At 64.3% G+C, this 16,748-nt stretch carries 14 protein-coding genes; 3 read left to right on the plus strand and 11 right to left on the minus strand.

Translation table 11 applies throughout. From position 1 onward, the window contains the following. Positions 1–87 precede the first annotated feature (87 nt). The 3 genes from NLY36_RS14085 (at position 88) to NLY36_RS14095 (ending at position 4,690) form a co-directional block, all read left to right on the plus strand. Entirely contained in the window at positions 88–774 is a 687-nt protein-coding gene (locus NLY36_RS14085; protein ID WP_023736813.1) for a PspA/IM30 family protein, read from the plus strand. Between the two features lie 111 nt (positions 775–885). Further along, entirely contained in the window at positions 886–1,173 is a 288-nt protein-coding gene (locus tag NLY36_RS14090; protein ID WP_023698730.1) for a YiaA/YiaB family inner membrane protein, read from the plus strand. Positions 1,174–1,264: 91 nt separating this feature from the next. Then, a complete protein-coding gene (locus NLY36_RS14095; protein ID WP_023698729.1) occupies positions 1,265–4,690 on the plus strand; it encodes an acyl-[ACP]--phospholipid O-acyltransferase in 3,426 nt (1,141 codons plus the stop codon). 47 nt (positions 4,691–4,737) lie between these two features. On the opposite strand, the gene NLY36_RS14100 is transcribed toward NLY36_RS14095, so the two are convergent. The 11 genes from NLY36_RS14100 to exbD all read right to left on the minus strand — a co-directional run bounded on the left by NLY36_RS14100 (position 4,738) and on the right by exbD (position 16,743). Beyond that, positions 4,738–5,952 (minus strand): hypothetical protein, encoded by a 1,215-nt coding sequence (locus tag NLY36_RS14100; RefSeq protein WP_023668596.1) that lies wholly within the window; start codon positions 5,950–5,952, stop codon positions 4,738–4,740. Positions 5,953–6,004: 52 nt separating this feature from the next. Further along, positions 6,005–6,955 (minus strand): hypothetical protein, encoded by a 951-nt coding sequence (locus NLY36_RS14105; RefSeq protein ID WP_031196424.1) that lies wholly within the window; start codon positions 6,953–6,955, stop codon positions 6,005–6,007. Positions 6,956–7,083: 128 nt separating this feature from the next. After that, positions 7,084–8,865 (minus strand): ABC transporter ATP-binding protein, encoded by a 1,782-nt coding sequence (locus NLY36_RS14110; protein ID WP_023736812.1) that lies wholly within the window; start codon positions 8,863–8,865, stop codon positions 7,084–7,086. A gap of 187 nt (positions 8,866–9,052) precedes the next feature. Beyond that, on the minus strand, positions 9,053–9,997 hold the full coding sequence (locus tag NLY36_RS14115) for an acetamidase/formamidase family protein (protein WP_023693232.1): 945 nt from the start codon (positions 9,995–9,997) through the stop codon (positions 9,053–9,055). Beyond that, positions 9,987–11,582, minus strand: coding sequence for an ABC transporter substrate-binding protein (locus NLY36_RS14120; protein ID WP_460221783.1), 1,596 nt, complete (start codon positions 11,580–11,582; stop codon positions 9,987–9,989). The genes NLY36_RS14115 and NLY36_RS14120 overlap by 11 nt, the downstream gene beginning before the upstream one ends. 76 nt (positions 11,583–11,658) lie before the next feature. After that, positions 11,659–12,579, minus strand: coding sequence for an ABC transporter permease (locus NLY36_RS14125; protein WP_023693234.1), 921 nt, complete (start codon positions 12,577–12,579; stop codon positions 11,659–11,661). Between the two features lie 13 nt (positions 12,580–12,592). Next, the gene (locus tag NLY36_RS14130) at positions 12,593–13,495 is read right to left on the minus strand and encodes an ABC transporter permease (protein ID WP_023693235.1); all 903 of its coding nucleotides are present in this window, start codon (positions 13,493–13,495) and stop codon (positions 12,593–12,595) included. Then, entirely contained in the window at positions 13,473–14,072 is a 600-nt protein-coding gene (locus NLY36_RS14135) for an ANTAR domain-containing response regulator (protein WP_023693236.1), read from the minus strand. Before NLY36_RS14135 ends, NLY36_RS14130 begins: the two co-directional genes overlap by 23 nt. After that, entirely contained in the window at positions 14,069–15,163 is a 1,095-nt protein-coding gene (locus NLY36_RS14140; RefSeq protein WP_023698725.1) for a transporter substrate-binding protein, read from the minus strand. The genes NLY36_RS14135 and NLY36_RS14140 overlap by 4 nt, the downstream gene beginning before the upstream one ends. A 171-nt stretch (positions 15,164–15,334) precedes the next feature. Next, complete coding sequence (locus NLY36_RS14145; RefSeq protein WP_023698724.1) at positions 15,335–16,288, minus strand: energy transducer TonB family protein; 954 nt, start codon at positions 16,286–16,288, stop codon at positions 15,335–15,337. Beyond that, complete coding sequence (gene exbD / locus NLY36_RS14150; protein WP_023698723.1) at positions 16,285–16,743, minus strand: TonB system transport protein ExbD; 459 nt, start codon at positions 16,741–16,743, stop codon at positions 16,285–16,287. Before exbD ends, NLY36_RS14145 begins: the two co-directional genes overlap by 4 nt. Between the last annotated feature and the right edge of the window lie 5 nt (positions 16,744–16,748).

Raw genomic sequence — 16,748 nt, forward strand, 5'->3', positions numbered from 1 at the left:
TCATGAACACCGTTCATTTTCTCCTTGAACGCCGTTCACAATGTGCTACTTTGCCTCATGAACAACGTTCATAGAGGAGAAACGGAAATGTTGAAACAGTTTTTTGCTCTCGTTCGCGGCCGAAGCTACGAAGCCGCCGAGGCGGTCGTCGACCGCAACGCGCTGATAATCCTGCGCCAGCAGATCCGCGATTGCGCCGACGCTATCGCGGCCGCCCGCCGGGCGGTTGCAATTGCCATCGCCCAGAATGAACAGGAAGTCGCGCAGTTCAAGAAGCTTGTCCTCCGCATCGACGATTTGGAGAAGCGCACGATCGCCGCGATCGAGCAGGGACAGAATGAACTGGCCCGCGAAGCCGCCGAAACCATCGCCATGCTGGAAGCCGAACGCGACGCCTCCGCCGAGGCGCAGAAAAGCTTCGGCACCGAGATAGAGCGTCTCAAGCGGATTATCCGCGTCTCCGAAATGCGCCTGCGCGAATTGCAGCGCGGCCAGCGCATCGTTGCCGCGGTCGACTCGACCCAGCGCCTGCGAGAAAGCGCGCCCGGCTCCAGCCTGTCGGCGCTCAGGGACGCCGAGGAGACGCTGCTGCGCCTGCGCACCAGGCAAAAGCAGATCGACGCCACCGCGGCCGCCATGGCCGAGATGGAACAGTCGGGCGATCCTGCCGCGGTCTCAGAGAAGCTTGCGACCGCCGGCTGCGGCGCGCCGCTGAGAAGCAGCGCCGACGCCGTGCTCGAACGGCTCACGAAGACCATGACCAAGCCGGCCTGATCGTACCCGGCCTGATTGTTATCCAGTCTGATTGTATCCGGCCTGATTGTATCCAGCCTGAAACAGACCCACGCCCAACCAACCTAACCTTGAAACGAAAGGACCATATCGATGACCCCGAACACCTATTCCCCCAAGGACTCAAGCGCCTGGAAGACCTTCACCATGGCCAGTTTCGCCTTTGCCGCCACGATGATGGCCGGCGGCATCTACTTCATGGAGGCGAGCTTCGCCGCCAAGGGGTTTTATGCGATGGCCGCCATCATGCTCGTGCACACCTCGATCACCATCACCAAGACGCTGCGCGACTCGGAAGAGGCAAGCCGCTTCATCAACCGGCTGGAAGACGCCAAGACCGAGAAGTTGCTGATGGAAGTCAGCCGCAGTAACGAAGTGTAACCGGGTTCCCGCTAAACAAGGCTCAACGCGCAAGACCGCTGATCAATCCAGCCAGGATTTTAATCGGTCTTGCCCAATGGAAGTCGCCGCTATGGAAATCGCCCCGATCAACCGACCGACAGCTCATCTGATGACGTCCAGGCGCTTTGCGCCCTTGTTCTGGACGCAGTTCCTGTCCGCCTTCAACGATAATTTCCTCAAGAACACGCTGGTGTTCCTTATTCTGTTCACGCTGGCGGCGGACCAGGCGGCATCACTGGTCACCTTGGCGGGCGCCGTCTTCATGGCCCCCTTCCTGCTCCTGTCGGCGCTCGGCGGCGAGCTCGCCGACCGCTTCGACAAGGCTCTCATAGCCAAGCGTCTGAAATTCGCCGAGATCGCGGCGGCGGGTGTCTCCGTCGTCGGCATCGCCCTGTCGTCCATTCCCGTGCTGATGACGGCGCTGTTGATGTTCGGCGTCATCTCGGCGCTGTTCGGACCGATCAAATACGGAATCCTGCCCGATCACCTCGAACGCAAGGAACTGCCCAAGGCCAACGCCTGGATCGAGTCAGCCACGTTTGCCGCGATTCTCGGCGGCACCATAGCCGGCGGCGTCGTTTCCGCCGATGGTATCGGCGTCGCGGTGTTCGGACCGATCATGATGGCGCTCGCCGTCGGTTGCTGGCTCGTCAGCCGCTATATCCCGTCCACCGGTTCGGCGGCGCCCGACCTTGTCATCGACAAGAACATCTTCCGCTCGACCTGGCGCCAGGTCGCCGAATTGCGCACCGACACGCGCATCTGGCGCGCCGGCCTGATGACGTCTTGGTTCTGGCTGATCGGCGCCATCGTGCTCTCGCTCCTGCCGGTGCTGATCAAGGATTCGCTCGGCGGCAACGAAATGGCCGTCACCGTCTACCTCGCCGTGTTCGCCGTCTCGATCGCCATCGGTTCGGCCATCGCCGCCTGGATGTCGCAGGGCCGCATCGTGCTGTTGCCGGCACCGGTCGGCACGGCGCTGCTCGCCCTGTTCGGCCTGCATCTCGCCTGGACCATCTCCGGCATGACGCCGTCGCCCCAGGCGGAAACCCTTGGCGCATTCTTCGCCGGCCCAAACACGATCCGCGTCGCCATCGACCTCGCCGGCATGGCCATTGCAGCCGCTTTCCTGGTGGTGCCGACCTTCGCCGCCGTGCAGGCCTGGTCGCCCGAAGCGCGGCGCGCCCGGGTCGTCGCCGCCGTCAGTATCGTCAATGCCGGCTTCATGACTGGCGGCGGCATCATCATGGCCCTGATCCAGACGAAGGTCTCGACCGGCGGCATCCTGTTCGGCCTCGTCGCGGCCAATGCGATTGCCGCATGGCTGATGCTGAAATATTTGCCGACGAACCCCTTCCGTGACTTCGTCTCCATCCTGTTCCGCGCTTTCCTGCGCCTCGAAGTCGAGGGCATGGAAAACCTCAAGGCGGCCGGCAAGGCGCCGATCCTGGCGCTCAACCATGTCAGCTTCCTCGACGGTCCGCTCGCCTTGACGCTGACCGATGAGGAACCGGTCTTCGCCATCGACTACACCATTGCCCAGGCTTGGTGGATGAAGCCGTTCATGAAACTTGCCCGCGCCTTGCCGCTCAACCCGGCCAAGCCGATGTCGACCCGCACGCTGATCAAGATCGTGCAGGGCGGCGACCCGCTGGTGATCTTCCCGGAGGGACGCATCACCGTGACCGGCGGCCTGATGAAGGTCTATGACGGCGCCGCCATGGTTGCCGACAAGACCGGCTCGATGGTTGTGCCGGTGCGCATCGACGGGCTGGAGAAGACCTACTTCTCGCGGCTGAGCTCGCAGCATGTGCGCCGCCGCCTGTTCCCGAAGGTCAAGGTGACTATTCTGGAACCGGTCAAGCTCGAGGTGCCGCAGGAGCTGAAGGGCCGCAAGCGCCGCGCCGCGGCGGGTTCCGCGCTCTACCAGGTGATGTCGGATCTCGTTTTCCGCACCCAGGACATCGACAAGACCGTACTGGAAAAGATCATCGAGACGGCGAACGAACGCGGCATGAAACAGCTCGCAGTTCAGGATCCGGTCACCGGTTCTCTCAGCTACAGCAAGCTGCTCACGGCTGCCGCCGTGCTTGGTGAGAAGTTCCAGACCCTTTATGCCGACCAGCAGACGCTGGGCATCATGCTGCCCAACGCCAACGGCTCTTGCGCGACGCTGCTCGGCGTCATGTCCGCCGGCAAGGTTCCGGCGATGATGAACTTCACCGCAGGTGCTGCCAATATTCTGTCCGCCTGCAAGGCCGCCGAAGTCCGCACCGTGCTGACGTCCCGCGCGTTCGTCGAACAGGCAAAGCTCGGCGCTGTAGTCGAGGAACTCGGTCGCTCGGTCGACATCGTGTGGCTCGACGATCTCAGAAAGACCATCAGTCTCAAGGATAAGCTGCTCGGCTTGCTGCGCAAGTCGACGCCGCGCGCGAAACGCAAGCCCGGCGATGCGGCGGTGATCCTGTTCACCTCGGGTTCGGAAGGCACGCCGAAGGGCGTCGTTCTGACGCACCGCAACATCCTGGCCAACGCCGCCCAGGCGGCGTCGCGTATCGACTTCCATTCGGGCGACAAGGTGTTCAACGTGCTGCCGATCTTCCACTCCTTCGGCATGACCGCGGGCACGGTGCTGCCGTTGATCTCCGGCGTGCCGGTCTATTTCTACCCCTCGCCGCTGCACTACCGCCTCGTGCCGGAACTGATCTACGGCTCGAACGCGACGATCATCTTCGGCACCGACACCTTCCTCTCCGGCTACGCGCGCACCGCGCACCCCTACGACTTCCGCTCGATACGCTATTGTTTTGCCGGCGCGGAACCGGTCAAGACAGCGACGCGCATGACGTATATGGAGAAGTTCGGCCTACGCATCCTCGAGGGCTACGGCGTCACCGAGACGGCGCCGGTGATCTCCATCAACACGCCGATGTACAATCGCTCCGGAACCGTCGGCAAGATCATGCCCGGCATGGAATACCGCCTCGATCCGGTCCCCGGCGTCGACGAAGGCGGCCGGCTGTTCGTGCGCGGCCCCAATGTCATGGCCGGTTATCTCCGGGCCGAGAAGCCCGGCGTGCTCGAACCGCTCGACGACGGCTGGCATGATACGGGCGACGTCGTCGCTATCGACGAAGGCGGCTTCATCACCATTCGCGGCCGCGCCAAGCGCTTCGCCAAGATCGGCGGCGAGATGATCTCGCTCGCCGCTGTCGAAGCGCTGGCCGGCGAATTGTGGAAGGGCTCGCTGTCGGCGGTCGCCACGGTGCCCGACGCGCGCAAGGGCGAAAAGCTGATCCTCATCACTGAGGCATCCGGCGCCACACGAGCGGAATTCCTCGCCTACGCCAAGGCCAACGGCGCGATGGACCTGATGGTCCCGGCCGAAGTGCGGGTGGTCTCAAAGGTACCGGTCCTTGGCTCCGGCAAGCTCGACTTCGCCGCCGTGACAAAAATGGTGCGCGACGAAGAGGCCTTGAAGACCAAGGCCGCCTGACCCGGCTACGGCAACGGGCCGACGCAAGAGCCGGCCCGTTCAGATGATCAACCCTTCGCATGCCGCTGCGAGATCAGCATCGCCATGCGCTGGACTGCCCGCAGCTCCATTTCCACGCCCGGCGACGATGCCAGCGCCGGCATGTTGAGCGCCACCACGGTCAACGGCTCGAGCGTCGCCAGCAGCACATGGGTCGCCTCAAATTTCTCGAACAGCCATGCCAGCTGCTCGCGTATATCCTGGTCGACTGGCGCCCCCGGCTGCGTATCGGCGAGCGAGCGCACGGGCTCCTGCTCCAGTGCACGGGCCAGCACCTTCAGGTCGAAGTCGCCGAGGTCCCCTGCCGGCAGGATCAGCGCACCGTCGACAAGGATATGGCTCTGCAGGCCGCGCAGGAAGCGCGCCGAATCGGTGAGGTCGCCCTCGGCCATATGCTTCAGCAACGAGTCGCGGCGCTTCTCCGCGGTGAGGCTGACGCTGTCATTGTAGATGACTGCCAGCAGCGTCGCCGACAGCACGATCACCACGCCCTGCACACTGCCGCGCCAGCCGAGATCGTCGATGCCGCCCAGCGCCAGCCCGGCGAAAACCGAGCTCAGCGTAATCACGGTAAAGGCGCCGATCGTGTCGCGATGGCCGAGGCTGGCGCGTCCAAGGCCGATCGTCAGCCAGCACAGGAACAGGATGGCGATGCCGCCAAGCCGAACCGGCACTTCGAACAGGCCGGGCCGGTAGTCGGTGACCATGAACGGAATGATCAACAGCAGCGACAGCGCCATGCGCTCGACCGTGCGGTTTTCGGCCGCCGACAGGCTGTCGCGATCGCGCGTCATCACCAGCCAGCCGATGGCGAGAAAACCTCCGAACTGGAAGGCAAGTAGTACCGCCATTCGCCATGGTTCAGCGAAACGTGCCGGGATCGGCGCCAGAAGGAAGAACAGCAGGGCACCGCCGGCGGCGAACAATTTGAGAGCGAACGGCGCGTGCCGGCGCAGCAGGCCTTCGGTCAGCAGCAGTGCGGCCAGCGGCAGCAGACCCGCCGCCGTGATGGTGACGAACCGGAAAAAGGCAAGACCCGTGGTCCAGTCGAGGATGCGGCAGGCAAGCAGCACTGCCAGCACCTTGAGGCCGAATAGAAAGCGCCGCGACAGCGGATCGCCCGTGTCGCGCCCGCCTATGATCGATATCACGACAAGCAGGCCAACCAGCGCCGCTAGCGAGGTGATGGTGTCGGCGACGAGCGTGCCGTCGAGGTTCATCATCGGCCGGCTGCCATCAGCTTGCGGATAAACCGAGACGCCACGAATGAAGCCATCAGCGTGTCCATGGTCTCAGCACATTCCATTGGCGGGTGCTATCGGCCCAGTGAACCACCGGCAGCACCAGCCGCTGCAGCGTGGCGGCCGCGCCGGCCACGGCAAGTGCTGCAAGCGAGCGGCGCGGAACCGTGTCGGCGAGAAAGGTGCGCGCCGACTGGAAGCTCATCTGGCCGATCTGCAGCACATCGTCGCCGCGCCCGTAGTCGAGTTCCTTGCGGCAGAACTCGTTAAAGGTCTCCTCGCGGTGCTTGGCCGTCTCGTCGAAGGTTTTCTTCAGATCGTCCGAGCCGCCCGTATAGGCATTGGTGATGACGAAACGCTCTTCGTCGAAACCCGCTTCGGGGCCGACGCCGAAGACATGGCGGTGCCGCGCCATGATCTGCCGCGCCAGAAGCACATGGGTCAGCGAGCGCCGCGCGCCGGCATGCGGTCCGGGAAACACATTGCTGAACGCCTCCGCGACCATGCCGACGACGGCCGGCACCTGGCTGACGTTGGAGATCCAGATCGGCCTGAACTGGTTGCGCAAAAACATCAGGAAGCAGGTCAGGCCGTAGAGGATCCAGCTGAGACCGCGGCTGCGCTCGTCCGGATCGATCATGACCAGACCGAGGTGCAAGACTTCATAGGGCTTGCCGGCCAGCGAAATCTCCATCAGCGCCAGCGCGTTGAAGGCGATCGGCCGCCCGTCGCTGCGGCGATAGACGATGGTGATGATGGAATGTTCCAGCCGGCTGCGGTCGCCGGAAAACACACCGTAGGTCAGGCTGCCGACTTTCAGCGTCTTCGACGCCACCAGCCGCAGATCGCTGCTCAACTGCTCCAGCTCGGCCGCCTTCATCCAGCGCCCGGGCCGCTCCACGACACGCGTCTCGTAGTCGGCGGATACGCGCATGCGCACATCCATGAACCGACCCGGCAGCAGCTGCAGAACCGCCTTGAGCACTATTTTTCCCCGTGGCAAGAACTCCGACCGTATAGTGGCCGCCGTCCACCTAAGACGCGGTAAACCCGAGACGGCAGTTCTTGGTTGTACTCAACAAAGTAAAAGAACAGCTGCCAGCCAGTGCGGGCTCAGCTTTCCGCAGCAACCAGATGGCCGCCGCCGACATCGTTCAGCGCCAGCTTCAGCGGCGCCTCCCCGATCCTGCGGGTGGCGCTCGGGATTTCCTGGTCGAGGCGCGCGAAGCGCGTTCTGCGCTGCGCCGGATCGGGCACCGGCACGGCGTCGATCAGCCGCCTGGTGTAGGGATGGCGCGGGTTGGAAAACACCTGGTCGCGCGTGCCCATCTCGACGATCTGGCCGAGATACATGACGGCAACGCGGTCGGAAATGTTCTCGACCACCGCCATGTCGTGCGAGATGAAGAGATAGGCGACGCCGAATTCGCGCTGCAATTCCTTCAGCAAATCGAGCACACGCGCCTGCACCGAGACGTCGAGCGCGGAGACGCTTTCGTCAGCGATGATCAGTTTTGGTCGTAGCGCCAGCGCTCGGGCGATGCAGACGCGCTGGCGCTGGCCACCGGAGAATTCGTGCGGGTAAAGCTCCATCTGGTCGGCCGACAGGCCGACGCGCTCGAACAGCGCCCCCACTCGTTCGCGGCGCTCGTCCTTGGAGGCGATGCCATGAATCACCAGCGGCTCGGCGACGAGCTCGCCGACGCGCATGCGCGGATCGAGCGAAGTGAAGGGATCCTGGAAAATCATCTGGACGTCACGGCGCACCGCCTTGCGCTCGTCGCGGCCAAGACCGGAGAGATTGCGCCCGCCAATGACGATGTCGCCGCTATACGGCGCCAGTCCGGCCAGCGCCTTGGCGGTCGTCGACTTGCCGCAGCCGGATTCGCCGACCAGAGCAAGCGTTTCGTTGGGCGCGATCGAGAAGCTGACGCCCTCGACGGCGTGGACGCGGCGGGTGACCTGGCCAAAGATGCCGCCACGCAGATCGAAGCGGACATACAGGTCGTTGATCTCGGCGACATTGGCCGGTTTCAAGACGTCAATCGCATCCCTGGATTTCTGTCGACCGACGCCACTGCCGATGCGCGGCACGGCAGCCAGCAGTTCGCGCGTATAGTCGGCCTGCGGCTGGACAAAAATATGCGATGTCGTGCCTTCTTCGACCATGCGGCCGTCGCGCATGACGATGACCCGGTCGGCCATTTCGGCAACCACGCCCATATCGTGGGTGATCAGGATGACGCTGGTGCCATGCTGGCGCTGCAGGTCGCGCAACAGCTCCAGCACTTCGCCTTGCACGGTGACGTCGAGCGCCGTCGTCGGTTCGTCGGCGATCAGCACGTCGGGCTCGAGCGCCAGCGCCATGGCGATCATCACCCGCTGGCGCATGCCGCCGGAGAGTTCGTGCGGAAACTGCTTTAACCGGCTTTCCGCCTCCGAAATGCGCACCGCCTTCAACGCCTCGATGGCGCGCCGGCGGGCTTGCGCCGACGACAGGCTGGTATGCGCCTCGATTGATTCGGTGAGTTGCCGGCCGATCGACAGAACCGGGTTGAGCGAGGTCATCGGCTCCTGGAAGATCATGGCGATGCGGTCGCCGCGAATGCGCCGCATCTGGCGTTCGTCGAGGGTTGCTAGGTCGGTGTCGCCCCGATTCCCATCCCGAAGACGGATCATGCCTGACGATATGCGCGCCGCCGGCTGCGGCAAAAGCTGCATGATCGCCAGCGCGGTCATCGACTTGCCGGAGCCGGATTCGCCGGCAATGCAGAGCGTCTCGCCGCGCGCCAGCGTCAGCGACAGGTTGGAGACGACATCGCGCTCGCCGTCCTCGCCGCGCACGCTGACGGAGAGGTTGGCGATGGAGAGGATGGGGTTGTCGGCGAGGGTCATTGTGGGTGGAGCCCTGCGACGGATTGGTTCCGTCGCACCATTCGCACAAACCTTGGCGCTGACCCCCACCCGGACCTCCGGTCCGACCTCCCCACAAGGGGGAGGTAGGGTGGCAGCGCTTTACCCTCCCCCTTGTGGGGAGGGTCGCTGCGAAGCAGCGGGGTGGGGGTGCGGCGCCGACGTACCGTCATTCAAACACGCAACGCGGAAAATAGAACGACACCACCCAGTTCGGCATGTCGACGATCTCGCTGATGCGCAGGTCCCCGCACACCGAGGCCAGCATATAGGCCTCGACCGGATCGATCTGATACCGCCCAGCAAGCAGATCGACCATCTGCGCCACCGCCTCCTTGGCGCCGGTCATCAGGTCCGGCCCGATACCCGTCGTCACCTCATAGCCCTTGGCGTCGAGATGGCGCGTCACCGGACCGGCGGTGGTGAAGCGCGGCGTCTTCAGCCTGGCGTCCTTGACAAGGTCGAGCTTGAGCACGACGTCCATCGGGCTCTCGATCGCCGTGCCGCAGACCTCGCCATCGCCTTGTGCGGCGTGCGTATCGCCGACCGAGAACAGCGCGCCGGCCACCTCAACCGGCAGATAGAGCGTCGTGCCGGCAGCGAGATCGCGGATGTCGAGATTGCCGCCGACCCGCCGTGGCGGCACCACCGAGTGAAGCCCCATCTCAGCCGGCGCATTGCCGATGGTGCCGGCGAACGGCTTCAGTGGTACGCGCGCGTTTTTCCCGAACAGCGCCGGTTCGAGCGCGGCTGCATCGTATTTCCAGATGTTCAGCGCCGGTTCCGTGAAGTCGTCGGCGAGCAGGCCGAAACCCGGAATGTTCGCCGTCCAGCCGAAGCCGGACGGTTTGAACATCTCGATCGTCACCTTGAGCGCGTCACCCGGCTCGGCGCCCTCGACGAAGATCGGCCCGGTCACCGGGTTGACCCCGGCGAAGTCGAGCTTGGCGATTTCGGCAACCGTGCTGTCGGCGTTCAGCTGGCCGCCGGCGGCATCGAGGCACTGGAACTCGATGGTCGCGCCGGGCGCCACCCGCTCGGCCGGGACAAAGGAATTGTCCCAGCCGAAATGGTGGTGGCGCCCATGGATGGTGTAGTCGCAGTTATTGCACATCTTTTACGTACACATTGTCGTAGTTGATCGGGATATGGACCGGGTCGACATAGAGGTTGTCGGCGCCGCCCATGCGCGCGGATTTCATGGTGAAGCGCTGTTCGTTGAAGACCGGCGCCCAGGGCGCGTCTTCCATCACCTTGTCGTAGATGGCGCTCCACATCTTGTCGCGTTCGCCGGCCTTTGCCGGGTCGACCACCGAATCCGCCTCGGCCGCCTTGGCGTCGAGATCCTTGTTGCAATACCACGACCAGTTCCAGCCGCCGGGCACCGCGCCGGCGCAGCCGAGGATCGGGCCGTAGAAATTCGACGGATCGGGGAAGTCGGCGATCCAGGCCATGCCGCCCGACCAGATCATCGGCGCGCCGGCCTTGTCACCGCCGGCGGCGATGACATTGGCCTGCGCCAGCGACTGGATGCTGGCCTTGATGCCGATCGCCGCCAGGTCCTGCTGGATCGCTTGGGCAATGCGCGGGTTGGGATCGGTGTTCATGGCGAACAGCTGCGTGTCGAAACCATCGGCATGACCGGCCTCGGCCAGCAGCGCCTTGGCTTTGGCTACGTCATAGGGATAACCCTTGTAGTCCTTGTCGTAGCCCGGCATCGACGGCGGCAGCGGCTGGTTGGCCGGCACGGCGCGGCCGTTGATGATCTGGATGATGCGCGCCTTGTTGAGCGCCATGTTGACGGCCTGACGCACCTTAACATTGTCGAACGGCGCCATGGTGGTGTTCATGGTGACGTAGCCGGTGTGCAGCTGACCGCCTTCGACGACACGCGCCTTCTGCTCGGGATCGGCCATCACCTCCTGGAACTTGGCCGGCGGAATGCCGTCGCCGGGAACATCGATCTCGCCCTTCTGCAAGCGCAGCAGCGCCACGATCGGCTCCTGGCCGATCTCGAAGGTGATCTTGTCGAGATGCGGCAGGCCCTTGTGCCAATAGTCCGCATTGCGCTCGAAGACGATGCGCTGTCCCAGCGTCCACTCGGCGAGCTTGAAGGCGCCGGTGCCGACCGGATGCTTGCCGAAATCGGCGCCATATTTCTCGACCTCTTCCTTCGGCACGACATGGGCGAAATTGATGGCCATGACATGCAGGAAGGTGGCGTCGGGCCGGGTCAGTTCGAACTTGACCGTGTAGGGGTCGACGACGGTGACACCGGACAGGCCTTCGGCCTTGCCGGCGGCGACATCGTCATAGCCCTTGATCGAGCCGAAGAAGCCGGCGCCGGGGCTCTGCGTCTTCGGATTGGTGACGCGGTCGAGCGAATATTTCACGTCGTCGGCCGTCATCTCGCGGCCATTGTGGAATTTCACGCCATGGCGCAGCTTGAAGGTGAAGGTCTGGCCGTCGGGCGAAATCTCGTAGCTTTCTGCCAGATCGGGCTTCAAATTGGTGGTGCCCGGCTCGTAATCCATCAGCCCATCGAACAGGCTCTTGATCATCGACCAGTTCTGCCAGTCATAGCCGATCGCCGGATCGAGGGTCGCAACATCGTCCTTGTAGGTGATGGTGATGGCGCCGCCTTGCTTGGCGTTGGGATCGACCGTGTCTTCGGCGCGGACGCTTGTCATGCCGAGCATGAGGGCCAAGGCCGATGCCGCGACTGTGGATGCGAGAAACTTTTTCATTGTTGTGTTCCCTTTCTCTGTTTCATTTTCATCTGAGCTTGATGCGGGGATCGATGAACGGCGCGATGATGTCGGCGAGCAGATTGCCGAGCACGATGGCGAAGGCCGAGACCAGCGTGACGCCCATGATGATCGGAATGTCGACGCGCTGGATCGCCTGCCACGCCAGCTGACCGATACCCGGCCAGCCGAACACGCTTTCGACGACGACGATGCCGCCCATGAAGATGCCGATGTCGATGCCGATCATGGCGATGACCGGCAGGATGGCATTCGGCAGTGCGTGGCGGAATATGATGGCGCTGCGCGCCAGGCCCTTGGCCCGCGCCGTGCGGACATAATCCTGGCGCAGGACGTCAATCATCGACGAACGCATCATGCGCGCGTACCAGCCGGCGCCGAGTATGCCCATGGTCAGCGACGGCAGCACCAGATGGCGCCATGTGCCGTAGCCGCCGATCGGAAACCAGCTTAGCCGCACGGCAAAGACGTAGAGCAGCAACAAGCCGACGACGAATTGCGGCGCCGAGACGCCGACGAAGGAGGCCACCATCAGGGTCTGGTCGGTGGCGGAGCCGCGCTTGACGGCGGCGATCAGCCCCATCGAGAGCCCGATCAGCAATTCGCAAAGGATGGCGCCGACCATCAAAAGCAGGCTGGCCGGCAGCCGCGAGACGATGAGTTCGGTGACCTCCGAGCGCTGGATGTAGGAGCGGCCGAGATCGCCGCTGAGTAGCTTCGTCAGATAGTGCCAGTACTGGACCACGAAAGGCTGGTCGAGGCCGAGTTGCTGGCGGATGTTTTCCACCGTCTGCGGCGTGGCACTGCGGCCGGCGATCTGCCGCACCGGGTCGGCCGGCAAGAGGTAGAGCAGCGCAAAAGTGATCAGCGAGACGCCAAGCAGGATGAGCAGCGACTGGATCAGCCGGCGGCCGAGATAGGCGATCATGACCGGCCCCCCATTATTCCCGGCCCCTTTGCGTCGGATCGAGGATGTCGCGCAACGCGTCGCCGATCAGATTGAAGGCCAGCGCCAACGCGAGGATTGCGGCGCCGGGGAAGAACACCAGCCAGGGCGCGGCCTGGAAATAGGTCTGGTTCTCGAAAATGATGTTGCCCCACGACGCGGTCGGCGGCTGCACACCGATGCCGAGGAAGGAAAGCGTCGCCTCGAGCAGAACCGTGGTCGAGATGCCGAGCGTGCCCCAGACGATGATGGTCGGCAGCAGATGCGGCAGGATGTGGCGAAATAGGATGCGCGGCGCACTCGCCCCGATGCTGCGCTCGGCATCGATGAACTCGCGCTCGGCCAGCGATGAGGTCTCGGTGTAGATGACACGCGCCGTCTGCACCCAGTTGACCAGCGCGATGACCATGGCGACGATCCACAGACTCGGCTGAAACACTGCCGCCAGGCAGATGGCGAGCAGCAGCGCCGGGAACGCCATCATCAGATCGGTGAAGCGCATCAGCGCACTGCCGATCCAGCCGCGGAAATAGCCTGCGGTGACGCCCACCAAAGTGCCGATCAAAAGCGCCACGCCATTGGCGACGATGCCGATGATCAGCGAGGTGCGGGCGCCGTAGAGGATGCGGGTCAAGAGGTCACGTCCGAGCAGGTCGGTGCCGAGCCAATACTGGGCGCTGGGCGGCAGCGGCGAGCCCTCGATGGTCAGGCCGTCGAACATCTGCTCGTTGGGATCGTAGCCGGTCAGCCGGGGCGCCAGCACGGCGCCGGCGACAACAATGGCGACGATGACCAGCCCGAGCAGCGCCAGGCGGCGTTTGACCAGCCGACGCCAGACGCCGGCGCGCGGTTTTGCCGGCATGCGTACCGGGAGATCAGGCGCGATGGGACTGGTCATCGCCGCCTTCCTCATCCGTCATTGCCACGATCCTGCGCGCGGCATCCTCGACGCTGATCTGCCAGCTCATCGCCAGCGATCGCAGTTGTGCATAGGCACGCTCGTCATCGCTGCCTTTCGACAGCGCCGTCACCGCGCGCACAATGGTCTGGCGCTCGGCGACGCGCTGGCGCAGCGACGCTATCTCGCCGGCTAAATGCTTGCGTGCCTCGAAGCTCTGCCTTGCGATCAGCAATGCGCTGTACACACCGGCATTGCCGACCGGCTTCAGCAGCTGCGCATCGGCCTTGTGCGACAGCGCCCATTCGATACGCCCCGGCGCCTCGGAACCGATCAGCGCCACCAGCGGCATCGGCGCCTCACCGGCTTCCCACGGGAACTGCTCGTCGAAACCGAGATCGGCATCGAAGAAGACGAAATCGGCGGCGAGAGCTTCCGGCGGCAATTCCGGCCAGCAGTCGATCGTAGCCAGGCCGATGGCCGACAATTGCCTGGTGATGGCCTGCACCGTCGGATGCGGGCGATGCAGGATGAAAGCCCGCGCGCCGCCGAGATTGGGGATGCGCGTCCGCGTCATGACACCACCCTCAGACGCGGACGGCCGAATGTCTTGGCGGGGTCGTAGCGCGACAGATAGGGATCCGGCGCGACCTCATCCTCCTGGCTGACGACCTCGAAGAAGCCATCGGCGATCCGGCCGATGATCACTGGCAGCGTCGCGTGCTGGGAGTGGGCGTCGATGGCGATCGGCCCGAGCCGGGTGGAGAAGCGCCGCTCGGCGAAGGCCTTGGAAAATTCCGCCGGGCCGGCATCAGTGTTGCGCGACAGCACGTCGGCCATCACCTGCACCGAGGCATAGGCGGAGGCCTCGAAGGACGAAGCGAAGGCAGCCGGCCGGGGCGCGAAATAGGGCCCGACCGACAGATGCCCTTTCCCTGTCTCGCCGATCGCCGGCAACTCGCCTTCCGTGAGGTTGCAGGAGATGACGGGGCAGTTTTCCGGCCTGAATGCCGCATCCTCATCGCCCAACTCGCGGTAAGCCGCCAGGAAGGCATACGACGAGGTGCCGATCAGATTGTTGAGGATGAAGCTCGGCCTCGTCGCCCGGATTTCCGCGATCAACCGCGACACGTCGGTCTCGCCGATGCGCAGATAGCGCTCGCCCAGCACTTTGCCGCCGGCATCCGCGATCAGGTCGCGCGCCACGCGGTTCATCTCCCAGCCCCAAATGTAGTTCGAGCCGAGCAGGAAGCCGTTGGCGCCGAAACGCGGCACGACATGCGCCATCAGCGGAACCAGATGCTGGTTGGGGCAGGCGTGCATGTAGACGACATGCTCGTTGGCCTCGAACCCTTCATAGGGGCAGGCATACCAGAGCATGCCGCCGGCCTTCTCCAGCACCGGGATGGTTTCCTTGCGGCTCCACGAGGTGACGCAACCGACGACATGGCGCGCGCTGCTGGTCCTGAAAATGTCCTCGCACAAAGTCGCGTAGCGATCGGCATTACTTTGCGGATCGCGCTCGACCGGAACCAGTTCGATGCCATAGCTCCGATCGAGATTGATGTCGGCGATGGCGCGCGTGGCGCCCATCCGGCACGCATCGGAGACCAACTGGTAGCTGCCCGAGCGGGAATACAGGATGCCGATCTCGATACGCCGTTTCAAACCGATCCTCAGAAATGACAATGCCCCGCAGCCAGCGCCGGAGGGCGAGGCATACGAGGCATATTTGCCGCCCGGCGACCAAGGCCGGTATTTTGCGCTAGCGTATTCGGTCCGGCGGGTCAGTCAAGCGGGAAAGTACGTGGTCATGGGATCGGCCTTGTCCGGCTGCTTCTAGTTCCGCAGCGTGAACATCAAAGGCGCCACGACAGCCGTACCGGCCTTCTCAGGCGGTGGCGCGGGCACCGTCGCACCCTGCAGAATGCCGAGCGCGGCGCGATCGAGATCGGCGTCCCCCGAAGATCGGGTCAGCCGGACGGAGGTCACCTTGCCCGAAGCGCTGACGACGAAGGTCACATTTGCGGTACCCACGGCGCGCCGCGACCTTGCCGCGCTCGGGTAGCGCTTGTGCCGATTGATCCATCCGATCAGCTGGGAGTTCCATTTGCTTGCACTGACTGATGATCCACTCGATTGCGAAGCCTTCGGCGCCGACGCCTTCGCCGCTGCCTTTTGATCGACACTGGCGGTCACGACCGCTTTCGCCGGCGCGGCCTTTTCCTTCTTCTCTTTCTTTGCTTTCGGCTTGGGTTTTTCGGCAGCCTTCTTCGCCTTCTCGATCGGCTTGGTCTCCGCCGGCTTGGTCTCCGCCGGCTTGGTCTGGGGCGGCGGAATGACCACATCCGGCGCTATGGTCGGGACGATGTCGGGCACCACCTCATCCAGCGGCGGCGATTGATCGGGCTGCTCGGCCGCTGCCGTCTCGATCGGAGCGGCGGGTTGAACCGCTTCCGTCTTCTCGGCGACCGGCCCCGGCTGACCGGGCTCGGGCTCCACGACGGGCTTCAGTTCGGCAACCGCCTCCTCGATCTGGTTCGGCGGCTCAGGCGTCACCACGTCGGCCATCGAGTCCTCCTGCACCGCCGGCGCCACCATCATCGGCGACAGCTCGATAGCCACAGCCGGCGGCGGGCCGCCATCGGCCATGTTGGCCAGGCTGAAGCTCTGGACGGCATAGGCGATCGCGACATGCGCGCCGACAATGACAATGGCCGCAGCCGCCCACAAGCCAATTTCGCGCACGCCGGCGCGCGGCGCCGCGGGGGCGGCGGCGGCCAGTTGCGTCACGGGGCGGCGCCCGGGTGCGCCGCGGATGCGTCCGCCGGCACCGTCTCCAGCCCCACCAGCGCGATCTTCAGATAACCGGCGCCGCGCAGCAGGTTCATCACCTCCATCAGTTCGCCATAACCGACCGCCTTGTCGGCACGCAGGAAGATGCGGGTCTGCTTGTCGCCCTTGGTTCTGCCGTCGAGCACCGCGGCGAAAGCCTGGCGCGGCACGCTGTCATTGCCGATCGCCAGCGTCAGATCGTCCTTCAGCGTCAGGAACAGCGGCGTTTCCGGCCGGGGTGCTGGCGTCGCCGTCGAACCCGGCAGATCAACATTGACGTCGACTGTCGCCAAGGGGGAAGCGACCATGAAGATGATCAGCAGCACCAGGATGACGTCGATGAACGGGGTGACATTGATCTCGTGGTTTTCTTCGAGATCGCCATCGATAGCCTCGCGAATTCTAGCCGCCATGGCCC

The organism is Mesorhizobium sp. C399B (assembly GCF_030323185.1).
Lineage (GTDB): Bacteria > Pseudomonadota > Alphaproteobacteria > Rhizobiales > Rhizobiaceae > Mesorhizobium.